The 25,861-nt window shown below is 67.5% G+C and carries 24 protein-coding genes; 11 read left to right on the top strand and 13 right to left on the bottom strand.

Annotated features, from left to right (window positions below; translation table 11 throughout):
• The 4 genes from ACFTWF_RS39835 to ACFTWF_RS39850 all read left to right on the top strand — a co-directional run bounded on the left by ACFTWF_RS39835 (position 1) and on the right by ACFTWF_RS39850 (position 6,747).
• Positions 1-2,961: a CHAT domain-containing protein gene (locus ACFTWF_RS39835; RefSeq protein WP_378466581.1), complete on the top strand. Its 2,961-nt coding sequence runs from the start codon at positions 1-3 to the stop codon at positions 2,959-2,961.
• An 82-nt stretch (positions 2,962-3,043) separates the two neighbouring features.
• Positions 3,044-4,981: a DNA/RNA non-specific endonuclease gene (locus ACFTWF_RS39840; RefSeq protein WP_378466582.1), complete on the top strand. Its 1,938-nt coding sequence runs from the start codon at positions 3,044-3,046 to the stop codon at positions 4,979-4,981.
• A 23-nt stretch (positions 4,982-5,004) separates the two neighbouring features.
• Positions 5,005-6,267 carry a zinc metalloprotease gene (locus ACFTWF_RS39845; protein WP_378466583.1) on the top strand — a complete coding sequence of 421 codons (1,263 nt, stop codon included), beginning with the start codon at positions 5,005-5,007 and terminating at the stop codon, positions 6,265-6,267.
• Positions 6,268-6,378: 111 nt separating this feature from the next.
• Positions 6,379-6,747 (top strand): hypothetical protein, encoded by a 369-nt coding sequence (locus tag ACFTWF_RS39850; protein WP_378466584.1) that lies wholly within the window; start codon positions 6,379-6,381, stop codon positions 6,745-6,747.
• A gap of 3 nt (positions 6,748-6,750) precedes the next feature.
• Here ACFTWF_RS39850 and ACFTWF_RS39855 read toward each other — a convergent pair whose 3' ends face one another.
• From ACFTWF_RS39855 to ACFTWF_RS39875, 5 genes are all read right to left on the bottom strand, one after another.
• Entirely contained in the window at positions 6,751-7,338 is a 588-nt protein-coding gene (locus ACFTWF_RS39855; protein WP_378466607.1) for a hypothetical protein, read from the bottom strand.
• A 64-nt stretch (positions 7,339-7,402) separates the two neighbouring features.
• Complete coding sequence (locus ACFTWF_RS39860; RefSeq protein ID WP_378466585.1) at positions 7,403-9,091, bottom strand: ABC transporter family substrate-binding protein; 1,689 nt, start codon at positions 9,089-9,091, stop codon at positions 7,403-7,405.
• A gap of 47 nt (positions 9,092-9,138) precedes the next feature.
• A complete protein-coding gene (locus ACFTWF_RS39865) occupies positions 9,139-10,995 on the bottom strand; it encodes a dipeptide ABC transporter ATP-binding protein (protein WP_378466586.1) in 1,857 nt (618 codons plus the stop codon).
• The gene (locus ACFTWF_RS39870) at positions 10,992-11,912 is read right to left on the bottom strand and encodes an ABC transporter permease (protein ID WP_378466587.1); all 921 of its coding nucleotides are present in this window, start codon (positions 11,910-11,912) and stop codon (positions 10,992-10,994) included. Before ACFTWF_RS39870 ends, ACFTWF_RS39865 begins: the two co-directional genes overlap by 4 nt.
• Positions 11,909-12,886 (bottom strand): ABC transporter permease, encoded by a 978-nt coding sequence (locus tag ACFTWF_RS39875; protein WP_378466588.1) that lies wholly within the window; start codon positions 12,884-12,886, stop codon positions 11,909-11,911. Before ACFTWF_RS39875 ends, ACFTWF_RS39870 begins: the two co-directional genes overlap by 4 nt.
• A 107-nt stretch (positions 12,887-12,993) precedes the next feature.
• On the opposite strand from ACFTWF_RS39875, the gene ACFTWF_RS39880 reads away from it, so the two are divergent.
• Positions 12,994-13,767 carry an alpha/beta hydrolase family protein gene (locus ACFTWF_RS39880; RefSeq protein WP_378466589.1) on the top strand — a complete coding sequence of 258 codons (774 nt, stop codon included), beginning with the start codon at positions 12,994-12,996 and terminating at the stop codon, positions 13,765-13,767.
• Positions 13,768-13,807: 40 nt separating this feature from the next.
• On the opposite strand, the gene ACFTWF_RS39885 is transcribed toward ACFTWF_RS39880, so the two are convergent.
• Positions 13,808-13,933, bottom strand: coding sequence for a hypothetical protein (locus ACFTWF_RS39885; RefSeq protein WP_378466590.1), 126 nt, complete (start codon positions 13,931-13,933; stop codon positions 13,808-13,810).
• Between the two features lie 137 nt (positions 13,934-14,070).
• Here ACFTWF_RS39885 and ACFTWF_RS39890 point away from each other — a divergent pair, with 137 nt between their 5' ends.
• A complete protein-coding gene (locus ACFTWF_RS39890; RefSeq protein ID WP_378466591.1) occupies positions 14,071-14,367 on the top strand; it encodes a SelT/SelW/SelH family protein in 297 nt (98 codons plus the stop codon).
• Between the two features lie 3 nt (positions 14,368-14,370).
• Here the strand turns inward: ACFTWF_RS39890 and ACFTWF_RS39895 are convergent, their stop codons facing one another.
• Positions 14,371-15,765 (bottom strand): wax ester/triacylglycerol synthase family O-acyltransferase, encoded by a 1,395-nt coding sequence (locus ACFTWF_RS39895; RefSeq protein ID WP_378466592.1) that lies wholly within the window; start codon positions 15,763-15,765, stop codon positions 14,371-14,373.
• Between the two features lie 335 nt (positions 15,766-16,100).
• Between ACFTWF_RS39895 and ACFTWF_RS39900 the strand changes: the two genes are divergently transcribed.
• Both ACFTWF_RS39900 and ACFTWF_RS39905 read left to right on the top strand, forming a co-directional pair.
• Positions 16,101-16,715, top strand: a complete 615-nt coding sequence (locus tag ACFTWF_RS39900) for a type 1 glutamine amidotransferase (protein WP_378466593.1) — start codon at positions 16,101-16,103, stop codon at positions 16,713-16,715.
• Positions 16,694-17,098: a VOC family protein gene (locus tag ACFTWF_RS39905; RefSeq protein WP_378466594.1), complete on the top strand. Its 405-nt coding sequence runs from the start codon at positions 16,694-16,696 to the stop codon at positions 17,096-17,098. The genes ACFTWF_RS39900 and ACFTWF_RS39905 overlap by 22 nt, the downstream gene beginning before the upstream one ends.
• A 3-nt stretch (positions 17,099-17,101) precedes the next feature.
• On the opposite strand, the gene ACFTWF_RS39910 is transcribed toward ACFTWF_RS39905, so the two are convergent.
• The 3 genes from ACFTWF_RS39910 to ACFTWF_RS39920 all read right to left on the bottom strand — a co-directional run bounded on the left by ACFTWF_RS39910 (position 17,102) and on the right by ACFTWF_RS39920 (position 18,982).
• Positions 17,102-18,085, bottom strand: coding sequence for a sigma-70 family RNA polymerase sigma factor (locus tag ACFTWF_RS39910; RefSeq protein ID WP_378466595.1), 984 nt, complete (start codon positions 18,083-18,085; stop codon positions 17,102-17,104).
• A gap of 61 nt (positions 18,086-18,146) precedes the next feature.
• Positions 18,147-18,647, bottom strand: a complete 501-nt coding sequence (locus tag ACFTWF_RS39915) for an SRPBCC family protein (protein ID WP_378466596.1) — start codon at positions 18,645-18,647, stop codon at positions 18,147-18,149.
• Complete coding sequence (locus tag ACFTWF_RS39920) at positions 18,644-18,982, bottom strand: ArsR/SmtB family transcription factor (RefSeq protein ID WP_378466597.1); 339 nt, start codon at positions 18,980-18,982, stop codon at positions 18,644-18,646. The genes ACFTWF_RS39915 and ACFTWF_RS39920 overlap by 4 nt, the downstream gene beginning before the upstream one ends.
• Before the next feature lie 170 nt (positions 18,983-19,152).
• Here ACFTWF_RS39920 and ACFTWF_RS39925 point away from each other — a divergent pair, with 170 nt between their 5' ends.
• Complete coding sequence (locus tag ACFTWF_RS39925; protein WP_378466598.1) at positions 19,153-20,580, top strand: alkaline phosphatase PhoX; 1,428 nt, start codon at positions 19,153-19,155, stop codon at positions 20,578-20,580.
• A 45-nt stretch (positions 20,581-20,625) separates the two neighbouring features.
• Here the strand turns inward: ACFTWF_RS39925 and ACFTWF_RS39930 are convergent, their stop codons facing one another.
• The 3 genes from ACFTWF_RS39930 to ACFTWF_RS39940 are packed head-to-tail and all read right to left on the bottom strand — an operon-like array spanning position 20,626 to position 23,518.
• Positions 20,626-21,075 (bottom strand): GtrA family protein, encoded by a 450-nt coding sequence (locus ACFTWF_RS39930; RefSeq protein WP_378466599.1) that lies wholly within the window; start codon positions 21,073-21,075, stop codon positions 20,626-20,628.
• Between the two features lie 5 nt (positions 21,076-21,080).
• Positions 21,081-23,021 (bottom strand): MDR family MFS transporter, encoded by a 1,941-nt coding sequence (locus tag ACFTWF_RS39935; RefSeq protein WP_378466600.1) that lies wholly within the window; start codon positions 23,019-23,021, stop codon positions 21,081-21,083.
• On the bottom strand, positions 23,018-23,518 hold the full coding sequence (locus ACFTWF_RS39940) for a MarR family winged helix-turn-helix transcriptional regulator (protein WP_378466601.1): 501 nt from the start codon (positions 23,516-23,518) through the stop codon (positions 23,018-23,020). The genes ACFTWF_RS39935 and ACFTWF_RS39940 overlap by 4 nt, the downstream gene beginning before the upstream one ends.
• Before the next feature lie 117 nt (positions 23,519-23,635).
• Here ACFTWF_RS39940 and ACFTWF_RS39945 point away from each other — a divergent pair, with 117 nt between their 5' ends.
• Both ACFTWF_RS39945 and ACFTWF_RS39950 read left to right on the top strand, forming a co-directional pair.
• Positions 23,636-24,043: an ArsR/SmtB family transcription factor gene (locus tag ACFTWF_RS39945; protein ID WP_378466602.1), complete on the top strand. Its 408-nt coding sequence runs from the start codon at positions 23,636-23,638 to the stop codon at positions 24,041-24,043.
• Positions 24,040-25,041 (top strand): cation diffusion facilitator family transporter, encoded by a 1,002-nt coding sequence (locus ACFTWF_RS39950; RefSeq protein ID WP_378466603.1) that lies wholly within the window; start codon positions 24,040-24,042, stop codon positions 25,039-25,041. The genes ACFTWF_RS39945 and ACFTWF_RS39950 overlap by 4 nt, the downstream gene beginning before the upstream one ends.
• Positions 25,042-25,861 lie beyond the last annotated feature (820 nt).

The following is a 25,861-nucleotide window of genomic DNA, read 5'->3' on the forward strand; positions in this document are numbered from 1 at the left end:
ATGAGACCGCAGGCCGTACCCGGATTCGAGGAACTGGAGATCAGCGTGCTGCGGGCAGGCGACCACGTCTGGCTCTCGGCGCAGTCGCGGATGGGATCGGTGTTCGCGGTGCGGCGATCGATCCCGGAATGGAAACTGCCGAACGACGTCACCGGAAAGTCGATCGACGCGCCGTCCGACTGGCTGACCGACACGGTCCGGCATGCGCGCACCGACGCGGCCTCCCCGGCGCTCGACGTCGGAAAGGTGTTGACGGACCTCGTGTTCGGGGTCCCCGAGATCGTCACGCTGCTGCAGCAGAGCCGGGGGATCGCGCAGACGTCGGGAACGAGGCTGCTGCTGCGGGTTCTCGCCGCGCCGCAGGACGTGTGCGCGTGGCCGTGGGAGTTGCTGCTCGATCCGCAGCGACCCGACCGGTTCCTCGCGATGGCCCGCGACGTCCACGTGGTGCGGTCCGGGCGGTCCCGCACGTACCCGATTCGGCAGGCCCCGATCGAGCCGCCGCTCAATCTTCTGCTGGTGATGTCGAGCCCCCTGCGGGCGGGTCCCGAGGATTCCGAGGCCCCGTTCGACCTGTACGCGGAGAAACGCAGTCTGTTGTCGGAACTGCAGCCGCTGATCGCCCGCGGTCTGCTGCGGGTGGTGGTCGAGGACCGTCCGTCGGTCGAACGGCTCCGCAGTCGAATGGCCACGCAGCGGCGCGGTTTTCATCTCTTCCACTACCTGGGTCACGCCAATCCGGACGGGCTCAAGCTCGAGCGCCGCAACGGCCGCGGCAGGCTGCTGCCCAGCCAGGAATTCGCGTTGCTGCTGCAGCAACTGCCGGACCTGCGGTTGGCGGTGTTCGCGGGCTGCGAGACGGCGCGCGCGCCGGCGGGCGTCGTCGACGACGACCCGTGGCCGGGACCGCTGTCGTCCGCGGACATCTGCGTGCGGGACGCCTGCCCGATGGTGATCGGGATGCAGGCAGTGCTGCCGTTCCGGACGGAGCGGCTGCTGACACGGTTCTTCTACCAGGCGCTGACCGCAGGCCAACCCGTGGCCGAGGCGTTGCGGCTGGCACGGCTGGCGGTCAACGGGGACGAGAACAGCGGCGAACCCCTTCTCGACTGGGCGGTGCCGTGCCTGTTCGTCGGCGGCAGTGAGCCCGGCGCGATCATCGACCCCGAGGCGAAGGCGCGACCGGAGCCCGCCCCGCGCCGGAACGAACTGCGACTCGGGATCCGTCAGGGCGAACTCCGCTTCATCTCCCGGCTCGCGGAACTGCGCGAAGGAGTCGATGTGCTGTCGGGGCAGACGTCCGCGCGACTGCTCCACGTCGTCGGGATGCCGTCCACGGGAAAGACGGCCCTCCTCGACCGGATTCTCGAAGAACTCGACCCGCGAATCGCGCTTCTGTTCATCAGTGCCAAACGTCTTCTCGCGGAGCCCGATCCGATGCGCGAGTTCGCCCACCTGGTCGCCGAACTGATAGGCGACGCCGGGGTTCGCACCGTGCGGGAAGGCAGATTCAGCGCCGGCGACTGGTGGGAGCGACTGCTCGGCGACCTCACCGAAGTCCCCGCCGCGATCGTGATCGACGACGGCGACCTGCTCCTCGCCGACACCCCGGGCGCCGCCGACCTGCTCACCGCGCTGATCCTCCTGACCGAGCGTCGCGGGTGTGCGCGGCTGGCAGTCGCGACCACCGGGGACCTCGTCGAACTGACGGCGTCGCTCCGGCCCTCGGAGGTGCGGACGATCCGTCTGGACGCGTTGTCGTGGCCGGAAGTGTGGCAATGGATCCGGCGCAACCTGCCGGCGCTGACCCGCTACCCGGAGAAGGACCTCTCCCTGCTCTACACCGATGTCCGGCACCTGGAACTGTGGGAGCAGTTGGCGGATCTCGCCTCCCAGAACGGGACCTTCGACCCGCAGGATCTGCCGAACCTCGTCCGGCAACTCGGCGTCGGCACCGCGAAACCCCCGGAGCCGGACACCGGATCCGACTTCTTCGGGGCCGAGACCGCGGTGTCGGCGGTGGCCGAGCCGGAACCCGCTCCGGTGCGGCGCGCGTTGCGGTTGGCGGTGGCAGGCCCGTTCACGATCGGCAGGCGCGAGGAGATCGCCGTCGCGGTCACCCAGTGCGCCATCGAGCACGGGGTTCCGGGACGGGTGGTCGCCGGCGAGACGGGCGAGGGGGAATCGGCTCTGGCCGAACTGCTTCCACAGGAGCTGGTGTTCGCGGACGGTGTCCCCGCGGAGCGCGACGTCTGCCGGTGGATGGAGGACGCCGCCGCGGCCGATGCCGACATCCTGGTGTTCGACTACGGCAACGCGGTGCCCTCGGACGAGCAGAACGCGGTGATCGCCCGCCTGGTCGGGGACGGCAGACTGGTAATCGCGTCGGGCGATCACTCCGACGAGCCCGTCTATCCCGCCTGGACCGCGGACGCGTTCGCGGTCGGCGCGATCGAGGACGACGGCACACTCACTCACGAAACCCCGTACTTCGCCGACCTCGGGAAACCGGACGTCTACGCGCCGCGGACGATCACCGGGACGACCTGCGACCGACTCGTCGACCGACCGGAGATGGAGGGCACGACGTTCGCCGCGCTGTACGTGGCCGTCGCGGCAATGCTGGTGTGGGCGACCGACCGCGATCTGTCCGCGCGTGAGGTCCGGGAACTGCTGGTCGAGACGGCGGCGCGGATACCGGCGGGGGGCGGCGACACCGCGCGGAAACTCGACGTCGACGCGGCACTGGACCGCGCACGGCGCACGGTCATCGTCGGCGCGATCGGATCGGACGCGCTCGAACTCGGGCAGCTCCTCGCGGAGACCCCGATCCGCCCGGAACTGGCGGTCCCGATCCTCGACGACCTCGTCGCGGACGGCACCCGAATCCGGCGGGTCGTCCGCAACGGTGTCGAGCAATACGAATGCGTCGACGACGACGCCGGCCCGAGAAACGAGTAGCCGACTACGCATGACCGCGACGCCCGCGTCGACGAGGCTCGTTGCCACACCACACAGCGGCCGACTACGTGAGGACAGCGTCATGACCATCGTCGACAGCATCGGAGACGGGCAGTCGCAGCGCGACATGCGCGCCGGAACGTTCGAGGCGGAGCGGCAACGGCAGCACGACGCGGCGGAACTGCGTGCCCGCGAACGGGCACCGGAGCGCGGCGAGCACGTGGACGCGCTCATCGGACCCGGCGGCATTGCCGCGGCCGACACTCCCGAACGGATCGCCAAACGGGTGGACCGACTCGGCCGCTACTACGCGTCGGGGGAGTGGGCGGCCGACGCGATCCCGGATCAGCTTCTCGAGAAGATCGTAGGCACAGCGGATTACGTCGGTGCCCGGTACCTCGAGGCCGGCGTCGCCGCGGCCCGGTCCGTCGGACGCGTGAACATCCGCGACGCACGCGGCGTCCTGCAGGGGTACGGCACGGGTTTCCTCGTCTCGCCGACGCTGCTGCTGACCAACCATCACGTACTGCCGGACGCGGGCACCGCCCGAAGCAGCGCCATCGAGTTCGACTACCAGGACGGTGTGGACGGCACACCGCGTCCCGTGCAGATGTTTCCCCTCGACCCGGCCCGGTTCTATCTCGCCGACCGGGAACGCGACTTCGCCCTCGTCGCGGTCGGTGCCGAGCCCGGGACACTCGCCCGATTCGGGTTCACCCCGCTGATCCAGGCGGAAGGCAAGGCCATCATCGGTGAATTCGTCACCATCGTGCAGCATCCCCGCGGCGAGAAGAAGCAGGTCGCCCTGCGCGAGAACCGCATCGTCGACATTCCGGAAAAATTTCTGCACTACTCGGCGGACACGGAACCCGGATCCTCGGGATCACCGGTGTTCAATGACCAGTGGGAGGTGGTCGCGTTGCATCATGCGAGTGTGCGGGCGCCGCAGCACACCGAGTTCGGCGGGTTCCTCAACGAGGGGGTACGCATCAGCCGGATCCTCGAATTCGTGCGGGCCCAGAACCTGCCACCGCACTCGCGCGGCCTCGTCGACGAACTCCGCACCGCCGAGCGGACCGAACCGACTTCCCCGCCGGAGGCCGCACGCGACCGGGAAGTGACGGTGCGGGTGCCGCTCGAGATCACGGTGCGCCTCGGATCCATCGAGTCCGTTGCGGCCGCGCAACCCGCTGCGCCCGAGGCGATCTCGATCGATCCGGACTACGGAACCCGAACTGGGTACGACGCGAACTTCCTGCGGGTGCCGCTGCCGCTTCCGCGGCCCGGGGTGCCGGCGGTGGCGTCGCCGGAGCTGAAATATCACCACTTCAGCGTCGTGATGCACCGTGAGCGGGCGCTTGCGTTGTTCACCGCCGTGAACATCGACGGCACCCAGTCGCAGAGCCCGAGGCGCGACAGCGACCGGTGGATTCTCGACCCACGGCTTCCGGCCGATCAGCAGACCGGCGAGGAGGTGTACCGGGACAACCCCCTCGACCGCGGGCACCTCGTGCGCCGTCTCGACCCGGCATGGGGTCCGCTTGCCAAGGCCGCGAACGACGACACGTTCCACTTCACGAACTGCACCCCGCAGCACCACAGTTTCAACGCCGGGCAGACACTGTGGCTGGGGCTCGAGGACTACGTCCTGAAGAACGCGGACACCGCCGATCTCGCCGTCAGCGTCGTCACCGGTCCCGTGCTGGCGCCGGACGACCCGGTGTACCGCGGGGTGTCGTTGCCGCGGCAATTCTGGAAGGCGGTGGCCATGGTGAAGCAGGACGGCACACTGTCGGTCACCGGCTATCTGCTCAGCCAGGCCGCGCTGCTCGACGAATTCGCCGCGGGCGAGGAGGAGTTCTCCTACGGCGCCTACCGCACGTTCCAGGTTCCCGTCCGGCGAATCGCCCAGCTGACCGGTCTGGACCTGGGCCCGTACGTCGCGGCCGATCCACTCGAACGGATCGAGGCGAGCAGCCTGCCCCGCGAACTCGTTCGTCCCCAGGACCTCGTTCTCTGACGCCGGAAAGGACCCACGTCATCATGAGCAGCACTGAACCACTGTTCGAACCGCCCACTCGCCGCACGTGCGGCACGATGGACGTGCACCGCCGGCTGCTGACGGAGTCGGAGTCGTATCGGATCGCCCGGTCGGAGATCGAGAACCAGACCATCGAACTGGAAGCGTTGCAATCGATCTCCGACCGCGGGGTGGCCCGGATTCCGGTGGTCGTGCACGTCGTGTCGAACACCGCGGCGCAGAACATTTCCGACGCGCAGATCGAGAGCCAGATCGCGGTGCTCAACAAGGACTTCCGCGCCGCCAACGACGACGTGGACACCGTCCCGGACGTCTTCGCGTATCTGGTCGGTGACGCCGCAGTCGAGTTCTTCCTCGCCGACACCGACCCGTCCGGACGTCTCACCAGCGGAATAACCCGCACCACAACCGAAGTCGCCGCATTCGACCAGAGTGACGGCGTCAAGTCCGCGGCCCGCGGCGGCGCCGATCCGTGGCCGACGCAGCGCTATCTGAACATCTGGGTGTGCGCGCTCGGCGGCGGACTGCTCGGGTACGCGCAGTTCCCGGGCGGCCCGGTCGACACGGACGGCGTCGTGATCACCTACACCGCGTTCGGGACGACGGGCACCGCACGGGCCCCGTTCGACCTCGGGCGCACCGCGACCCACGAGATCGGCCACTACCTGAACCTCTTCCACATCTGGGGTGACGACGGCACCGGCTGCCGCGGCTCCGACGAGGTGGCCGACACGCCCAACCAGGGCGGGCAGAACGTCGGGATGCCGCGATTCCCGCACGTCAGCTGCGGAAACGGTCCGCACGGCGACCTGTTCATGGACTACATGGATTACACGGACGACGCGGGGATGGTGATGTTCACCAAGGGGCAGGGCGCCCGGATGGGTGCCTGCCTCGACGGGGTCCGGAAAGCGTTGTGGACCGGGCGGGCCCCGAGTCCGGCATCGTCCGCCGCGCTTGACGGCCGCTGGGGGCATTCGTTCGAGGAAGACCACGACGGGCTCCGCGTGTACCGGCCGGCGGGATTCGACTTCCCGCGGGCACGGGGCCGCGGCGGTATCGAATTCCGGCCGGACGGCTCCTTCGTCGACTGGACGATCGGCCGGGGAGACGCCGGTGAACCACGAGAGGGCACGTGGGTGTCGGCGGACGACGACGGGAGTCTCGAGGTGACCACGGCGGCCGGGGAATCGCGCATCGTTCGCGTAGTGCGGCTCGACGGCGACCGGCTGGAATTGGACCTCGGCGACGCCTCTCGGCCCTAGCGGTGGGAGGTACCTGCGGAGATATAATTCTCGGAGCTGGTATTTCACACTCAGTGACGCGGTTCCGCCGTACTCGGGGAGACGGATTGTCGCGCCCCGAAAGGAATTCCGATGTCTACTCGACAACTGGTGGGTCGGCTGGGAGCAGTGATCGCCGTCGCCGGCGCACTGTCGTTCGCAGTGCCCTCGGCAGTCTCCGCAGCACCGTTCATTCCCGGTTCGATGTCGACGTGCGCCCCCGGCGCGTGGCTGACGTTCAACGCGGAGCGGGTCGCACCCGACCGCATCCGGTACACCACCGCGGCGCCCCTCGCGCAGTGGAACGGCGCCGTCGTACAGTTCACGAACCTCACCACCGGGTTCCGGGGTGTCGCGTTCGTCAACGACCCGGTACCGGCCGCCGTCGGGTTCGGGCCGGTGCTGAGCGAGGTCGCCGGACTGCTCCCGTGCTTCGTGACGTCGGGCGTCACCATGTCGTGACGGTCAGCTGGGGTCGGATCCCCTGATGGCCGCGAACCACACCGCGACGACGGCCGCCACGCACGTCGCTCCGGCGAACGCGGTGAATCCGCCGCCCGCGACGTACACCCACAGTGCGCCGGCGAACGGCGCCACGACCGCGAACTGTGCGTCGAGGACGATTCGCTGCAGCGGCCGGGCGGCGTTCCGGGCACGCACGGGACCGTCCGGGTCCGGCCGCGACGGGTTGTCGATCAGCCGGCCGACCGGCTCCGACCGACGTGTACGGCCCGACGGGAGGAGCCGTCGCCCGTTCCAGGTCACGACGCTGCGCCTGCCGGCGTCGCGCACCGTCGCCGCCGTCGGCGTCGGCATCGTGACCAGGGCCGGATCGAAGAACACGGGAATCCACCGCGGTCTCGGTTTCTCGTCGATCTCGATCCAGGACCTGCTGGTCAGCCGGTGCTGCTGGCGGACCCGGTGCACGATGACGGGTCGACCCGGCTCCGATCCCGTCCGCGTGGCCGCGAACCAGGTGTAACCGGTGACGGCGAGCACCGCCGCCGCCACGACGACCAGAGCGCTGAGCTGATCGGCGTCCGCGAACGGCATGAACGCGGCGCACACCAGCACGGCGCACACGCCGGCGACCATGGGGTAGCGCACGGCCACGGGACTACTGATTCAGGAACCCGATCGTGGTGTAGTCGTACGACGCGAGACCGGGCGCGCCGAAGTTCGCCAGGTTGTCGCGCACCGCGACATTGCCGGGCGCCTGCATCAGCGGCAGCGAGAATCCCTCCTCGAACACCGCGGTGTCTACCTCGTTGGCCAGTTCGATCGCCTTCTGCGGATCGAGTTCCGAGATGGTTTGCTCGATCAGAGCGTTCAACTCGGGCGATCCGATCCGGCCGTAGTTGCCCTGCAGATCGTCCGGGTTGTACGCGTAGATCTGCGGCAGGCCGCTGAGCGGGAACGGATCACCCACCCAGGAGAACTGGGCGACGTCGAAGTCGCCGGGCTGGATGACGTCGGTGAAGAATCCGTTGCCGCCGCGGGTGTCGATGTTCAGTTTCACACCGATCTGGGCGAGGTTCTGCTGCACGATCTGCGCGATCTGCACCCAGGTGGTCGACTGGTACATCACGTCGCGGATCTCGAGCCTGCGCCCGTCCTTCTCGCGGAACTCGCCGTTGAGTTTCCACCCGAGTTCGTCGAGCCGCCGCGCGGCCTCCTCGGGGTCGTAGGCGACCGATTCGCTGTTGTCCTGATAGCCCTGCTGACCGTCGAGGTACACGTGATTGTTCAGCGGCTGGGGATCGTCGACCAGTCCGTTCTGGATCGCGGTCGCGATGCCCTGCCGGTCGATACCCTTCGAGACCGCCACCCGCAGTTCCGGATCGGCGAGGATCGAGCCCTCCGCTCCGTTGAACGTGATGTGCGAGAACTGGTTTCCGGGTGCCCGGCGGATCGCGATGCCGGCCGAGCCCTGCGCCGTCTTCACCTCGTCGATCGTGGCCAGCCCCGACGCGTCGATCTCGTTGTTCTGCAACGCCGGAATGCGGGCCGAGTCGTCGAGAACGCTGTAGGTGATGGTGTCGAGTTTCGGTGTGTCACCCCACCACGCGGGATTGCGGCCCAGCGTGATCCGGTTCTGCGCCTTGTCGGTCGACTCGATGCGGAACGGGCCCGAGGTCAGGGGGATTCCGTCGCGCAGACTCGCGTTGAAAGCCTCGGGCGTCGCGGTCACCGACTTCGGGTAGAGCATCGAATTGCCCGCGAACTGGCCCCGCCATTCGGCGTACGGCTCGGCGAACGTGATCACCGCCTGCCGGTCGTCGACGCCGCGCTCGACCCGATCGACCCGCTCGAACCCGGACGTGTTCGCGATCAGATATTCCTTGTTCTTACCGTTCAGCGCCGCGGCCTGAGATTGGATGTCCGCCCACGTGATCGGGGTGCCGTCCGACCACACCGCCTTCGGGTTGATCGTGTACGTGACCTGCTGAGGGTCGGTGCCGGTGAGCGCGACGTCGGTGAAGTAGTCGTGGTTCACCGACAGGGCTCCGGCCGCGTCGGTGCTGAATGCGCGCGGCATCATCGGCTTGAGGAGGCCGGCGATCTCGGAGTCGTTGCCGTCGTTGGACAGGGCGTTGAAGTTGGCGGGGAACGACGACAACGCCAGCCGCAGATTGCCGCCGTCGCGTATCTCGCTCGGATCGTGCGGATTGATGTCGTTGGTGCTGCCGATCGAGCCGGATCCGGCGTCGACACCACCGTTGTCCGAACCCCCGCAGCCGCTGACGATCAGGCCGACGGCCAGGACCGATACCGCGAGGCGGGTGCGCACCGAACGAATCCTCATGGCGATGGCCCTCCTCGACGTTCGCTGACCCTGGTGTGTCAAAAACCCTAGTGTGCCAAAAACGTCGGATCCGGAACGGGAATTGCCTCGAGCAGTGCCCGGGTGTACTCGTGCTGCGGGTCCGCGAAGATCGCCTCCGCAGGCCCCGACTCGACGATCCTGCCCTGGAACATCACCGCGACGTCGTGAGCGATGTTGCGGACCACCGACAGGTCGTGGGAGACGAACAGGTACGACATGCCCCGCTGCTCCTGGAGGTCGCGCAGGAGATTGAGCACCCCAGCCTGGATCGAAACGTCCAGGGACGAGACCGGCTCGTCGAGGATCAGCAGTTCCGGATCGAGGGCGAGCGCCCGCGCGATGCTGATCCGCTGTTTCTGACCCCCCGAGAAATCGGCCGGATACCGGTCGGCGTGCTCGCGTCGCAATCCGACGAGGTCGAGTAACTGCGGCACCCGGCGCCCGATCTCCTCGCGTCCGCGCCCGTCCAGCCGCAGCGGTTCGGCGAGAACGTCGAACACGGGCAGCCGAGGATCCAGCGACGCCGTCGGATCCTGGAAGACGATGGCCATCTTGCGGCGGAGCTCGCGTTTCCGGTGCTTGCTCAGCGCCGCGACATCGGCACCGAGTACCTCGATCGAACCGGATTCCGGCGCGGCCAGTTCGAGGACCTGCGTGAGCGTGGTGGATTTGCCGGAGCCGGATTCGCCGACCAACGCCAGCGTGCGGCCGCCGCGGATGTCGAAGCTGATGCCGTCGACCGCCCGGATCTCGCCCCGGGTGCGGCGGAACACCAGGCCGCGGGTGATCGGATACGTCTTGACGAGGTCCGTCACCCGCAGGACCACCCGGTGCTCGGGCGCCGGGTGATCCGCGGCCGCGGGGTCGGGCTGGCTCCGGCGGTAGGCGGTGAACAGGTCGCGGGTGCCCACCTCGTCGACCCGGATGCAGGCCACCCGGTGGCCCGGCCCGGTCGCGACGAGGTCGGGCTCGGCGAGTCGGCAATCGTCCACGACCAGTGGGCAGCGCGGCGCGAACGTGCACCCCGGTGGCAGCGAATGCAGCGCGGGTGGTGCGCCGGCGATCGGAACCAGGCGGCTCCGGATCGGCGCGTCCATCCGGGGCACGGACACGAGCAGCCCGGCGGTGTAGGGCATTCGGGGTTCGGCGAACAGTTCACGCACCGGGGCGGACTCCACCACCCGGCCCGCGTACATCACCACCACGCGGTCGGCGAGCGTCGCGGCGATGCCCATGTCGTGGGTGATCATCACGACGCCGGCGCCGGTGAGGTCGCGGGCCTTGCGCAACAGGTTCAGGATCTGCGCCTGCACGGTCACGTCCAGTGCCGTGGTCGGCTCGTCGCAGATGATCAGGGCAGGGTCGTTGGCGATGGCGATGGCGATCACCACACGCTGGCGCATGCCGCCGGAGAACTCGTGGGGAAACGCCTTGGCGCGCACCGCAGGATCGGGTATCCCGACGAGGTCGAGCAGGTCCACCGCCCGCTGCGCCGCGTCCTTCTTGTTGCTCGCCCGGCCGTGCACGAGCAGCGCCTCCGCGATCTGATCGCCCACCCGGTGCACCGGCGTCAGCGCGGACAGCGGGTCCTGGAACACCATGCTCACCGTCTTGCCGCGCAGCGCCGACAGCTCCCGGTCGCCCATCCCCAGCAATTCGCGGCCCTGCAATCGGATGGACCCGGTGACCCGCGCATGCTCGGGCAGCAGACCCATCACGGCCAGCGACGCCACCGATTTCCCCGAGCCCGACTCGCCCGCGATGGCGAGCACCTCGCCGTCGGAGACGCCGTAGCTGACGCCGCGCACCGCGTCGATCCGGCCTTCCTCGCTGGGAAAGCTGACCCGCAGGTTCTCGATCTCGAGCAGCGGTTCCCCCGTCACCGCTTTGCCTTCTTCCGGCGGGAGCGGGCGCGCTTCGACGTGGGGTCGACCGCGTCGCGCAGACCGTCGCCCACCAGGTTCGCGGACAGCACGGTGAGCACCAGCAGCCCGCCCGCGAACAGGAACAGCCACGGGTAGGTGAGGGCGGACGCGGTGCCGTCGGCGATGAGCGACCCGAGGGATATGTCGGGTTTCTGGACGCCGAATCCGAGGAAGCTCAGGCCCGTCTCGGCGAGGATCGCGGCACCGACGTTCAGCGTCGCGTCGATGATCAGAATGGACGCGATGTTGGGGACGATGTGGCTGGTGATGATCTTGTGCGTCGGAGCCCCCATGTAGCGGGCCGCCTGGACGAACTCCCGCTCACGCAGGCTCAGCGTCATTCCCCGCACCATCCGGGCGGTGATCATCCAGCCGAATACCGCGAGCAGCACGATCAGCAGGACGATCGAACTCGCGGCCTTCAACCGGGGCGTGAACACCGCGATGATGATGAAGCTGGGGACGACGAGCAGCAGATCGACCAGCCACATGATCACCCGATCCGGCCAGCCGCCGACATACCCCGCCAGCGCACCGACGAGCGCCGCGATCGCGGTCGAGAAGATCGCGACGCAGATCCCGATGATCAGCGACTTCTGCAGGCCCCGCAGCGTCTGCGCGAGGACGTCCTGACCGATCTGGTTGGTGCCGAACGGATGCTGCGGACTGGGCGGCTGCAGCAGCGCGGTGTAGTCGAGTTGCTGATAGTCGTAGGGCAGCAGGTACGGCCCGACGAAACTGACCACGAACAGCAGCAGCAACACGCAGGCGCCGGCGATGGCGGGCTTGTTCCGGAGGAACCGCCGCCACAGCAGGGTCCGTCGACCGACGGCCGACACCGCCGCATCGGTCGACGCGATCTGGATCTCGGTCATCCGACACGCACCCGCGGGTCGAGGGCCGCGTACACCACGTCCGACAGCAGCCCCGACAGCAGCACGATCAGACCGGTGAACGAGGTGATCGCGACGACGATGTTGGTGTCCTGGGTGTCGATGCCGATCACGATCCACTCGCCGATTCCGTGCCAGCCGAAGATCTTCTCGGTGAACGTGGCACCGACGACCAGCGCGCCGAAACCGTAGGCGAACAGCGTCGCCATCGGGATCAGCGCCGTCCGCAGCCCGTGCTTGAGCAGCGCCGTCCGCCGGGTCAGCCCCTTCGCCCGCGCGGTCCGAATGAAGTCGCTTCCCAGAACGTCGAGCATCGCGTTGCGCTGATACCTGCTGTAACCGGCGATGCTGCCCAACGCCAGCGCGATGGTCGGCAGCACCAGATGCTGGAGCCGGTCGACCAGTTGCGGCCAGAAGCCGGTGATCGTGCTGGCCGACGATTCGCCGGTGTACAGGAAGATCTGATTGCCGGTGGCCGAGTTGATCTGCAGAGCACCGTATTTCAGGAGGGTGGCGACGAGGAACACGGGCGCGCTGAGAATCAGCAGCGACACGACGGTGCTGAAGTAGTCGCTGAATTTGTACTGCCGGATCGCACCGGCGGCGCCGATCAGCACCCCCAGCACGGCGCCGATCACGGAACCGAGGATCAGAAGCCGCAGGCTCACCAGGATCCGGCGCCCCAGTTCGTCCGACACCGGCTGTCCGGTGATGGTGGTGCCGAAATCGCCGTGGACGACGCCGCGGAGCCAACTCGCGTATCGCACCGGAATCGGCTCGTCCAGATTCAGTTCGTCGGCCTTAGCGTCGATCACCGACTGCGGGGGCCGGGGGTTGCGCTGCTCCAGGCTGTCGAGCGGCCGGAACGTGAGGGAGGCGAGGCTGAACGTCAGGAAGGAGGCCAGCAGCAACAGCACAAGGTAGTTGAGCGCTCGTCGTAGCAGGAAGCCGAACATCGGTCCCCCTCGCAGGTAGGGCTCACGCTAGGAAGTATATGAGCGCGCCCTCGGGGTTCTGCTCGACTCGGCGAAACCGGGCCGGGCCCGCTTGTTAGCGTGGCGGGGTGACCGTTCGTGACGAGCCCGGCGACGTGCCGGTACGCCGCACGGCACAGCTCACGCGGTACGACGAATACGCGGTGACGGTCCCTCGCGCCGACGACCGGGCCGTGGTCGCGGTGCCGCACGGGGTGACGCCGTCGGCCGTCGTGTACTACCTGCACGGCCGCACGGGTGACGAGCGGTCGATCGACGACCGGTTCGGGCTGCGGGACGGACTGCTCGACGCCGGCTACGTCGTCGCCGCGCCCTACCTGCACGGCGACCTGTGGGGAAACCGGCGCGCGCAGGACGCCGTCGTCGCGCTGGACGAGTGGGTCTCGCAGCGGTGGCCGGTGACGCGCCGGTTCCTGATCGGAGAATCGATGGGTGGCAACGCCGCCGCCAACGCCGTGCGACTGCGGGAGGTCGCGTGGGACGGCCTGGTGCTCGTCGCCCCGTCGCTGTCGCTGCGCGCGGTGTGGGAACTGGGTGAGCACGGACGCGACACCGTGCGGGACGCGTTCGGGCCGGCGGCCGACGGTCACGATCTCGAACCGAGGACCGCGGGCTGGGACGCCGTCCGGCACCACCCGGAAGACTATGCCGGGGTGCCGATTCGGGTATACGCGTCGAGCGAGGACGAGGTGGCGAACATCGCCGGTGTCACCGGACCGTGGGTCGAGATGCTGCGCCGCGACTCGGTCTCCGTCGAACTCGTCGAGGTGAGCGGCGAACACGTCTCCGAAGACCATTTCCGGACCGCGGAAGTCGTGGATTTCTTCGAGACCCTCCGCTGAACCCGGGGGAGACCTTCGAGCAGAAGGCCTCCCCGGTGGGTCAGGCCTCGGTCTGGTGCGTGGTGTCGAGGCGGAAGATGTTGGTGAAGAAGTCCTTGACGGCCTGGATCTTCTCGTTGGTCAGTTCGATGGCGTGGCGACGCGATTCTTCGAGCGCGGTGGACATGGCGGCTTCCTTTCCTCGAGGGTCACAGCATGGCGATCGACAGTCTGCACCAGGATCCTGACGTCCGCATGACGAACAGGTGTCGCGCGTGCAACTCGAACAGCAAGCGGCGGAGCGCGTTCGGTTAACCTGGCACGATGACGACGAGCAGCGCCGACGGCCGGGTCGCGATCACCTACTGCACTCAGTGCCAATGGCTGTTGCGGGCAGCGTGGATGGCGCAGGAACTGCTCGGCACGTTCGGGCAGGAACTCGGCGAGGTCGCGCTCGTCCCCGGCACCGGAGGCATCTTCCGGATCACCGTGGACGACGAGCTGATCTGGGACCGCGTAGAGCAGGGCGGCTTCCCCGACATCACCGTGCTCAAGCAACTGGTGCGCGACCGCGTGGCGCCCGACCGCGATCTCGGGCACAGCGACCGTAAGAACCCCTGACGATCAGATTCCGACCGCCCGCTCCAGCGCCCGCAGTTCGTGCCCGAGCCGGGCCGGGATCGACTTCAGGTCGGGCACCGCGCTGCGGCAGCCGGTGACCCCGAACGAGATGATGTCGTCGTTGCTGGTGCACGTGATGTTGAGGCCCTGGCCGTCGACGGGCACCGACAGCGGGTAGATGGCGTCGAGCCGCGCGCCGTTCCAGTACAGCGGTGAGCTGGGGCCCGGAACGTTCGAGATGATGAGGTTGAACGGCGGGCGCACCCGCGAGTTGTGGCCGAACAGCATGCTCGCGCCGATCGGTGCCGCCCCGAGAGCGCTCATCGCGAGGATCTGCGTTGCCGTCATCGACCCGTACGCCTCCTTGCCCTCACGCATCGAGGTCCGGATGGTCTCAAGGCGATCGGCCGGTTCGCGCAGGTGGGTGCCGAGGTTGCACATCAGCACGCCGATGTTGTTGCCGGTCGCGGCCTCGCGCTGACTCTTCAGCGACACCGGCACCATCGCGATCAGGGGGTCGGCGGGAAGGGCGTTCTGATCCTCGAGGTAGCTGCGGAGCGCTCCCGAGGACATCGCGAGCACGACGTCGTTGATGGTGCTGTCGGACAGCTTGGCGACGAGCCGGAGACGTTCGAGCGGCCACGACTGCGCCGCGAACTGGCGGGCACCGGTGATCGGGACGTTGAACGGGGTCTTCGGTGCGGACAGGGCGAGCGGGCCGCCCTGTTCGCGGAACGCGCGGGACACCGTCCCGGCGAGCGCGGGCACGAGTCCGGCGACCTCACCGACCGTGTCGCGGGCCGCGCGGAAGGTGGAACCGGCCAGACCCGACAGGCTGAACCCCTTCGACGACGTCGTCCGCTCCCGCCGCGGGCCCCGCGGCTGCCACGGAGCCGGCACGTCCCGGTCCTCAGAGTTCTCGCTGAGCGCGTTTCGCAGCATCTTCATGGCGGTGACGCCGTCGGCGACCGCGTGGTGGATCTTGGTGTAGACGGCGAACCGGCCGTCGCTCAATCCCTCGATCAGGTGCATCTCCCACAGCGGGCGGCTGCGGTCGAGGAGCGATCCGTGCAACCGCGAGCACAGCGCCATCAACTCGGCCTCGCCCCCGGGGGCGGGCAGCGCGTCGTGCCGGATGTGGTGACCGAGGTCGATGTCGTCCACGGTCTCCCAACTCCACTGGCCGAGCGAGGAGAAGGACCGGCTGGCGCGCTTCGCGAGCCGCGGCGTGACGATGCCGTCGCCGTCGGCGAGCGCACGGTCGAGCATCGCGCGCATATCGTACGTATCGGCGCCGTCCGGAAGTTGGAAGATCTCCACCCCACCGACGTGCATCGGGTGCTCGCGGGACTCGCCGAGAAGGAACATCGAGTCGAGGGGGGACATGGGTAGCGGCATCTGTGGCCCTTTCCATCCCGTAGACGTCTTTCCGGATCGCGGGAAGGTTCGTCTGTGGTCTGAGGTAACGGGAGATGGTGAAGTTCCGTTTGTCAGGGACCACCACCGGATAACTATTCGATATGGGACGGGTCACGAAAGCGTGACGCCCGTATTTCTACAGGTTTCAGGTGAGCCATGCCACTAGACAAGCGTCCAGTTGGGAGGATGTCATTCGGCTGATCGACACCGAAGATGAACTCCGTGTGAACATCCCAATTTTGTGCACTCAGTGCGGAATTCGAGTTTCCGAACCTGACTAGGGCCGAAAGTCCCTACTCGGTAAGAATTGTGCCATGAACAAGCCGTGGGCAGTTGTCGAACACGTGTCGTTCGAAGGTCCCGCGCTCATTGGAACTCTGCTGGCAGAGAAGGGAATTCGGCATATCGAGTACCCCATGTACCGCGCGCACGAACTCCCGTCCGTGCACGACATCGGCGGACTGGTGGTGATGGGCGGTCCGATGGGCGCGCTCGACGACGTTACCCACCCGCAACTTCCGCGAGAGCGAAACTTCATCAAAGAGATTGTGGACGCCGGGCTCCCCATGCTCGGGATCTGCCTCGGCGCGCAACTTCTCGCGGCCTCGTTCGGCAGCGCGATCCGCCGGGGGCCGAGCCCGGAGAACGGTCCCGGGACGGTAACGGTGTCCGAGGACGGAACGCGCGACCCCGTGTTCGGGTCGGTCGGTGCCGAGGTGCCCGTCGTCCACTGGCACGGCGGCACCTTCGACCTCCCCGACGGCGCCATCAGGCTCGCGGGCGTGTGTTCCTCGACCTCGCCGCAGACTGACGGGCCGGGGGAGCGGTCGCCCGATGAGTTTTGCGGACCGCCGCAGTCTGTACCGATGACCTTCCGCACCGAGCGGAAGCCGAGAAGGAGAATCACATGTCCCGGATGCTCTTCGTGAACCTGCCGATCAAGAACCTCGACGCGACCAAGCAGTTCTTCGGTGGACTCGGCTTCGAGTTCAACTCCACGTTCAGCGACGACTCCTGTACCGCCATGGTGATCAACGAATCCACTTCGGTGATGCTCCTCGTCGAGTCCCGGTTCAAGGACTTCATCGAGGGCGGCATCTGCGACACCTCGAAGGCCGTCGAGGCCCTTATGTGCATTTCGGCCGAGAGCCGCGACGAGGTGGACACCCTCGTCGACAAGGCCCTCGCCTCGGGCGGAACGTCGTGGGGCAAGCTCCAGGACGAGGGCTTCATGTACGGGCGCGCGTTCCGCGACCTGGACGGGCACGTCTGGGAGGTCATGTGGATGGATCCCACCGCCGTCCCGGCGTAAGGATCAGGCAGGCGGGGTCTCCGGCAGTCCGAACTTCTCGAACAGATCGACGTCGAAGAAGCACACGACGTGCGAGACTCCGTCGGCCGTCACATCCAGCACATGGACCTGGAACGGCCGGTGGACGTCGTCCTCGCCGCGCATGTACAGGCCGAGCGCCGGCTGTCCGTTGGCCGCAGCGGGCAGAAGGCGCATGTCGCCCGGCCCCTTCGCGGGACAGTTTCCGCTGATCAGGACGCCGATCGAGGGACCTCCGCGGTACCAGCCGTCGAACGGTGGCATCTCCCACACGGCGTCCTTGGTGAACAGTTCGACGATCGCGTCGATGTCGTAGTCCTCGAACGCGGCGACGTACCGGTCGAGGAGTTCGCGCTCCTCGCGGGACTCCGGCTCCACGAGGGTGTCGGCGGTCGGCGTGGCCAACTCGAGCTGCGCCCGCGCCCGCTGCAGCAGGCTGTTGACCGCTGTCGTGGTGGTGCCGAGAGCCGTCGCGACCTCCGCGGCCTTCCACTGCAATACGTCGCGCAGGACGAGGACGGCGCGCTGACGTGCGGGAAGATGCTGAAGAGCGGCGATGAACGCCAGGCGCACCGATTCGCGCGACGTCACGACGGTGGCGGGATCGCTCGCGTCGTCGTCGATGAGCCGGTTGGGGAGCGGTCCGAGCCACGGCACCTCGTGTCGTTCGACGAGGTCGGCGGTGGGGTCGGAGTCGGGAGCGCCCAGCCCGCTGGGCAGCGGGCGCTTCGATTTGCTCTGCAACGCCGTGAGGCACGTGTTGGTGGCGATCTTGTACAACCATGTCCGCAGCGACGCCTGCTGCTGATACCCCTCGTACCCGCGCCAGGCCCGGATGAACGTCTCCTGCATCTGGTCCTCGGCGTCGTGCAGCGACCCCATCATGCGATAACAGTGGGCGAGCAACTCGCGCCGGTAAGGGTCGGCGAGTGCGAGGAAATCATCGTCGAGCGACTGCGCAGCCGTCATGGTTGGAGCTTACTGCGGCACCCCGACAGATGTCGGGCCCTCGCGCCCGCCGACCCGGCGTTCAGCCCCAGTTCACCATCGGCTGACCCGTCTCGAGCAGCGTCTTCATTCCGCTGAGCACCTCGTTCCAGCCGCCGCCCGCACCCTCGGGCTCCCGCCTGCCCGCCACCAGTTCGGCCGTGCCCGGTGCGTTGGTGAGGTCGTGGGTGACAGTCAGTTTCGCGACACCCGGCCTGCTGGACTGTGCGATCTCGTAGGTGAGCGTGGTGAACCCCTCCACGTTGTCGGAGTCCATCAGCATCCGCCACGTCTGGACCAGCTTCTTCGGCGGATCGGATTCGATCACCTCCCCGTCGACGATCACATCGGGCACACCCGGGTACGCCTTCATCGCCTCGTCGGGGCGGACACGGAAGGCGCCGCCCGACCGGAGGTCGTAATCGACCAGGCCGCCGTACCCGTACTGCTGCGACCACTCCGGTTTCGTGATGGCGTCCCAGATCGCTTCCGGTGTCGCCTTGATGTACACGGCGTAGATCTGGATTGCGTCGGCGGTTGTCATTTCTCTTCCTCCAGTTCGGATTTCAGCTGAGCGAGCGCCGAGGTATGACGCTCGGTGTACTTGTCGATCCACCGGTTGTGGATCAGCTGTATCGGCACGGGGTTGAGATAGTGCAGCTTCTCCCGGCCGGAGCGGCGCGTGACGACGAGCCCCGCGTCTTCGAGCACGCGCAGATGTTTCATGACCCCGAATCGCGTCATCTCGACCTGCGATTCGAGTTCGGTGAGCGTCTGACCATCGTGGGCGAACAATCGGTCGAGAATCAGCCGGCGGGTGGGATCGGCCAGCGCCTTGAAGACGTGATCGTCGTCCATGAATCGAGAATAGGTGACCATTTAGTCACATGTCAACGCCTGTGAGTACTTGTTAACCGCGGGCGGTTGAGAAGTACTCACAGGGGAAGTTCGCACGCGGTTCACGCGCGGGCCACGGTGCGTCCACGAAGCGAGGCATTCCGGTACCTACCGTCCGGAGGAACCGGTCAGCCACATGGAGGTTTCACACAGTGACCACTGCACCACTCAACCGCCGCGGATTCCTCGGTCGCACCGCGCTCACCGGCCTCGGTGTGGCACTCGCGGGCAGCGTCGATGCCCTGGTCCGTCCGGCGTTCGCGTCCGCGGTGCCCGGACAGGCGATCGGCTACGGGCCGCTCGTGCCGGACCCGAACCGCATTCTCTCGCTGCCGGTGGGCTTTTCGTACACGGTCGTGTCGCGCTCGGGTGAGACGCAGTTGGACGGTGGCGTCCCCGTGCCCAGTGATCCCGACGCCAACGGGGTGTTCGCGCGTGCGGGCGGTTCCACCCTCGTGACGAATCACGAGATCGGCAGCGACGAGCCGTTCGGCGTGCCCGCGCTCGACGGATTGACGTACGACACGGGCGCGCGCGGCGGGACGACCACGACGACGGTCGGCGCCGACGGGAGTTGGCAGGGCCAGTACGTCAGCGTCGCCGGCACGGTCAACAACTGCGCGGGCGGCATCACCCCGTGGGGGACGTGGCTCACCTGCGAGGAGACGGAAGACCGCGCGGGAACGCGCGGATTCCTCCACGACCACGGCTACGTCTTCGAGGTCGACCCGGCGAGTCAGGACGCGAACAAGGGCAAAAGTCCTGTACCGCTGAAGTTCCTGGGCCGGTACGCGCACGAGGCCGTGGCAGTGGACCCGTCGTCGAGCACCATCTACCTGACGGAGGACGCGTCGGGGCCGAACGGGCTGTACTACCGGTGGACGCCGCCGCAGGGTTTCCGGGGCGGGCCGAACGCGCTGCGCGAACTCGCGCAGTCGCCCGGCGGCGACACCGCCGGTGCTCTCCAGGCGATGGCGTGCTTCCAGGGCGGAACGCACGTCCCCGACCTGTCCCAGGCCACCGAACCGGGCACCGTGTACTCCGTGCAGTGGGTGGGTGTGCCGGACCGGAACGCGACGAGCACGTCGGTGCGCAAGCAGTTCGGGGACGATGCGATCACCCGGAGCCGCAAGCTGGAGGGGCAGTGGTGGGCCGACGGTGGCGCGTACTTCGTCGCCAGTTACGCACGGACCAGCGACGGCAGCGTCGCCGAGCACGACGGCCAGGTGTGGTTCTTCGATCCGGCGAAGCAGACGATCACGTTGAAGACGCTGTTCGGTGTCAATCCCGATCCCGCTGTCGATACCGGGAATTACGACGGTCCGGACAACATCACCGTCTCGCCGTACGGCGGTGTGATCCTCGCGGAGGACGGCGAAGGCATCAGCCACCTCGTGGGCGTGACGGCGGAGGGGGAGCCGTTCGCGATGGCCCGGAACGAGTTGAACGACAGTGAGTTCTGCGGTCCGGCGTTCAGTGCGGACGGGAAGATTCTGTTCGCGAACATCCAGTCGCCGGGTCTGACGCTGGCGATCACGGGTCCGTGGCACCGGCCCACGAATTCGATCTTCGGGTCCTGACCTCCAGCCGTGAGTACTTGTTAACCGCGGGCGGTTAACAAGTACTCACGGGGCGAAGACCCACCCGCGGAGGGCGAGGAAGCGCAGCCCCCCGACGACCGCGCTGACGGCGACGACGAGTGCGACCTGCGCCAGTCCGTCGGCACCGGGGAAGAGCGTGCCCAGGAGGGCGAGTGCGAGCGTGCTGACGGCCAGGCCGATCAGCGCGAGCGTGCCGCCTTCCCACTGGGCGACGAACCAGCGGACGCGGTCGGCGGCGCGGAAGGTGAGCCGCCGGTGGAGTTCGTTGGCCAGCATCGAACTGGTCACCACGCCGACCAGGTTGGCGACGAACGACCCGTACACGTCGAGGGTGAAGAACGCGAGAGCGTAGAGCACATTGCTCGACGTGCCCACCAGGGTGAACCGGGTCAACTGTGCGAACAGGCCGCCGGCCCGTCCACGTAGAGGGGGATACGTGGACGGGCCGACGGCGTCGTGGAACTGGACGATCATCGCATTCAGCGGATGAGGGCGCCGTTGCCGGTGTCCGTCACCTGGCCGCCGCCGAGGACGCCGGCCACCTGCTCTTCGCTCAGTCCCAGCTCGCGCAGGCGATCCCAGACTGCGTCGAACTCGACGAGCTTGGCATTGAGATCGTTGCGGAGGCGGTTGACCTCGTCGCGGATCCTCTCGGCCTCGTCGATCGCCTCCAGGGTCTGCTCCGGCTGGGGCAGCAGCATGGAGAGGAGACGGTCGCGGGCGTCGGCGCTCAGCCCGGCGAAGGGCTGGTGCTGACCGGCCGGAGCCTCGTGCCTGCCGCCGCGGATGTCGGACGACTGGATCGGCGCCGTGTCGAGCTCGGGTGCGAACTCCGGAACGGGGGCGTACTCGGGTTCCTGGACGGGCTCCTGCTCGCTCGACAGGTCGATGGTGCGACGCAGCGGGCGGTTGGGGATCAGGATGACGGCGATCAGGGTGATGACGGCGACGACGGCGGCGATCAGGAAGATCCGGCCGGTTGCGTCACCGTAGGCGGCGCGGATGACGCCCTGGACGGGAGTGGGCATGGACGCCAGGTCCAGGCTTCCGCCGCCGGTGCCTCCGGTCTTGATGCCGATCTTCGCGAAGCCGTCGGCCGACAGGTCGGCGACCCGGGTGGCGAGCACCGAACCGAGAACCGAGACGCCGATCGCGCCACCGAAGGTGCGGAAGAAGGCGACGGAACTGGATGCGGCACCGATGTTCTGGACGCTGACGGTGTTCTGCACCGCGAGCACCAGGTTCTGCATCAGCATGCCCATGCCGAGGCCGATGATCGCGATGTACGTGCCGACCAGGGCCAGGTTGGTTTCGTGATCGAGGGTGCCGAGCAGTCCGAAGCCGATGATCATGAGAACGGCGCCGCCGACGACGAACGGCTTCCACTTGCCGAAGCGGGTGATGAGCTGTCCGGATCCGACCGTGCCGATGAGCATGCCGGCCACCATCGGGATGGTGAGCACACCGGCCATCGTGGGGGTGTAACCGCGTGCGGTCTGGAAGTACTGACCGAGGAACGTGGTGGAACCGAACATGCCGACACCGACGGCGATGGACGCGATGATGGCGAGTCCGGTGGTCTTCTCGGTGACGATCTTCAGCGGGATGATCGGGGCTTTGGCCTTGGCTTCGACGAGGATCGTCGCGGCCAGCAGGAGCACACCGGATCCGACGTAGAGGGCGGTCTCGCGGGAGAACCACTCGTAGTAGCCCGCCTTGCCGGCGAACGAGACCCAGATGAGCAGGATGGACACACCGGCGGTCAGCAGCAGGGCGCCGAGCCAGTCGATGGAGACGTCGTCCTTCTTCTCGGTCGCGAGGTGCAGTGTGCGCTGCAGCAAGATCAGGGCGATGACGGCGAGCGGCACGCACACGAAGAAGCACCAGCGCCAGCCGAGGGGGCTGTCGACGATGACGCCGCCGAGGATCGGGCCGCCCGACATCGACACGGCCATGACGGCGCCCATGTAGCCGGAGTAGCGACCGCGCTCACGGGGCGAGACGATGGTTCCGATGATGGCGACGACCAGCGCCGTCAGGCCACCCATGCCGATGCCCTGGATGACACGTGCGGTCAGCAGGATCGGGACGTTGTGCGCGAAACCGGCGATCACCGAACCGATGACGAAGATGACGATCGCGCTCTGGACGAGGACCTTCTTGTTGAACAGGTCGGCGAGCTTGCCCCAGATGGGGGTGGAGGCGGCGTTCGCGAGCAATGCGCTGGTGATGACCCAGGCGTACGCCGTCTGGGTGCCCTTCAGGTCGCCGATGATCGTGGGGAGGGCGGTGGCGACGATCGTGCTGCTCAGCAGTGCGGTGAACAGCGCTGCGAGCAGACCCGTGAGGGCTTCGAGGATTTCGCGGTGCGTCATGGCCGTCGTCTCTTCAACCGGCGGCCGAGTCTGTGTTTCGGTCATACGCTTTGTGTTCCAATCGGGTTCGAACTCGTGACGATCCGGTGTTCTGGATCGAAGAGTGTTTCCTTCAGGTGCCGGATGGAGTCGAGGGCAATCGCTGCCTCGGTCTCGTTCCACCCCGTCAACAATTTCTGCATTCGCGCGGCACGCTGTGATCTCACGTGCTTGACGTACGCCATTCCCTCCTCCGAGACGCGTATTCGGAATGCGCGCCCGTCGGCGGGGTCCGGGTGGCGGGTGACGTAGCCCACCTCGACCAGATCGGTGATCTGGCGACTGAGCGACGACTGGCCGACGCACAACTCGGCGGCGAGTTCGTTCTGCCGGCATTCCCCCCGAGCCGCGAGGACGAGGAGGACCCCCGTCAGCGCGCGTGGAATGTGGCCGTCGACCTCTGACATCAGGGCGTCGCGAAGCACTCGGCCGAAGAGGAATACCTCGTCGATGAGCGCTTCGGTGGTGCCCAGAGATACGGAAGGCACTGACGTGACGGACATGGCAACCCCTGAAGGACGACTTACTTGATGCAAGCAACTATATACATCGTTAGTGCAAGCAAGTAAGTCGTTTCGGTGTCTGATGCATCACAACCTGAAGGGGTTTATTATCTGCGTATGAATGCAGATAAGCGCGCATGTCGGCGCCGGCTCGACGACGACCAGGTGGGGCTGGTGGTCGAGGTCTTCCGGATGCTGGCCGACGCCACCCGGGTGCAGGTGCTCTGGCAGCTGGTGGGCGGCGAACTGTCGGTGAACGAGCTGGCCGACCGGGTGGGGAAACCGGCGCCGTCCGTCTCGCAGCACCTCGCCAAGCTCCGAATGGCTCGGCTGGTGCACACGCGTCGGGAGGGCACGTCCATCTACTACAGCGTCGCCAACGAGCACGTGGAGCAGCTGGTCACGGACGCCGTGTTCAACGCCGAGCACGCCGGCCCCGGCATCCCCGGGCACCATCGCGCGTCGGGGGACCTGCAGGTTTTGCACGAGGGCGCGGATCTCGCCGCGGAGGAAGGTGCCTCGTGAACGGCCACGGCCACGGACACGGTCACGGACATCCGGGCGGCGTGCGCGGGGTGTTCCACGAGATCTTCGCTCCGCACAGCCACGATTCCGCGGACAGCGTCGACGACGCACTCGAGGCGAGCGAGGTCGGAATCCGGGCGGTGAAGATCAGCCTGGTGGTGCTGGGGGTCACGGCCCTCGCCCAGGTGATCGTGGTGGTGCTGTCGGGTTCCGTCGCGCTCGCCGCCGACACGGTGCACAATTTCTCGGACGCGCTGACAGCGGTGCCGCTGTGGATCGCGTTCGCCCTGGGCCGGCGGGCGGCCACCCGCCGGTTCACGTACGGGTACGGCCGGGCGGAGGATCTCGCCGGCCTGTTCGTCGTCGCGATGATCGCGCTGTCCGCGGTGGTCGCGGGTGTCGAGGCGACCCGGCGCCTGCTCGATCCCGTTCCCATCCAGCATCTCGGGTGGGTGGCCCTCGCCGGTGTCATCGGATTCGCCGGCAACGAGTGGGTGGCGCTGTACCGCATCCGGATCGGCCGGCAGATCGGCTCCGCGGCCCTCGTCGCGGACGGACTGCACGCGCGGACCGACGGATTCACCTCTCTCGCCGTGGTGTTGGGAGCCGGCGGCGTCGCCGCCGGATTTCCCCTCGCCGATCCGGTGGTGGGCCTGATGATCACGGCCGCGATCCTGCTCGTGCTGCGCACCGCCGCCCGCGACGTGTTCCGGCGGCTGATGGACGGCGTCGACCCCGGACTGGTCGACGCCGCCGAACGAGCCCTCGCCGCCGAACCCGGGGTCGTCGGTGTGCGGAGCCTGAAGATGCGCTGGATCGGGCACCGCCTGCACGCCGACGCCGAACTCGACGTCGACCCGTCGACCAGCCTGCGCGACGCGCATCGCGTCGCGCACACCGCCGAACACACGCTCACCCACACGGTCCCGAAGCTGAGTACCGCCCTCATCCACGCCTACCCGGCGCACGACGTGGAGTCGGTCAGTCGGAGTGCGTGATCGCGAGTTCCCAGCACCCATCCTGGTATCTCGATGACTTCCCGACGTCAGGGTTCGTTCCCGGAGGAGATCACGGTCCATTCACGATCGAGCAGTCGGACACACATCACCTGAATCCAAGGCGAGTAGTGCATTTCACTGTGCCGTGTGCCCCGGGCTAGCGTGGTCACGCGCTCACAGTTGTCGTGGTCGTGCCGCTGGGTGTCTGATCGGTACGCCGCCCCGGATGGTGGATGGATCACCAGTCCCTCGACATCGAGGACGTTGACTTCGTCAACAGCGTGTCGCCGCATGGCTTGGTGATCGTGGGTCGCACACCGCGCCGGGGCACGTGAGGAAAGCCATTGCCCCTCAACCTCGTACACCCGTAACGTGGTGGATCCACGGCGGGTCGTGCGCCGAAGCCACGAATGGGGAGGTGTTCGGCGCGCGTCGGATATCCCAGCGGCGGTTACTCGTAAGTGCATCGCTGGTCTGTGAAGTTTGTTCGTGCCCATACGCACTCCGTCGTCGACCTGTTGTCATGCCGCCTCGTGCTAGTGGGCGAATCGGCCTCGACCGTCGCGCCCGTTGGGGCGGCAGGCGCACACGCCGACTCGGCAGGGGCTGTACCGGTCTGCGCGCCGAATGAATGCGTATGTCGCACCGATCAAGATCAATTCGGATTTCGCGGTGCGTCACGTCCGGTGCGGATGAGGAAGGGGCTGAGTTTTCCGACCAGCGCGCGGTCCGCCGTGGCGGGTCTACTCGGGTGGAAGTGGCGGTGCCCCTGGGTGTTTGTCGCGGATACGCCGAGGAGTGGGCATCTCCGTAATGACAT

The organism is Rhodococcus sp. NPDC056960, assembly GCF_042674125.1.
In the GTDB taxonomy this organism is placed as follows: domain Bacteria; phylum Actinomycetota; class Actinomycetes; order Mycobacteriales; family Mycobacteriaceae; genus Rhodococcus_F.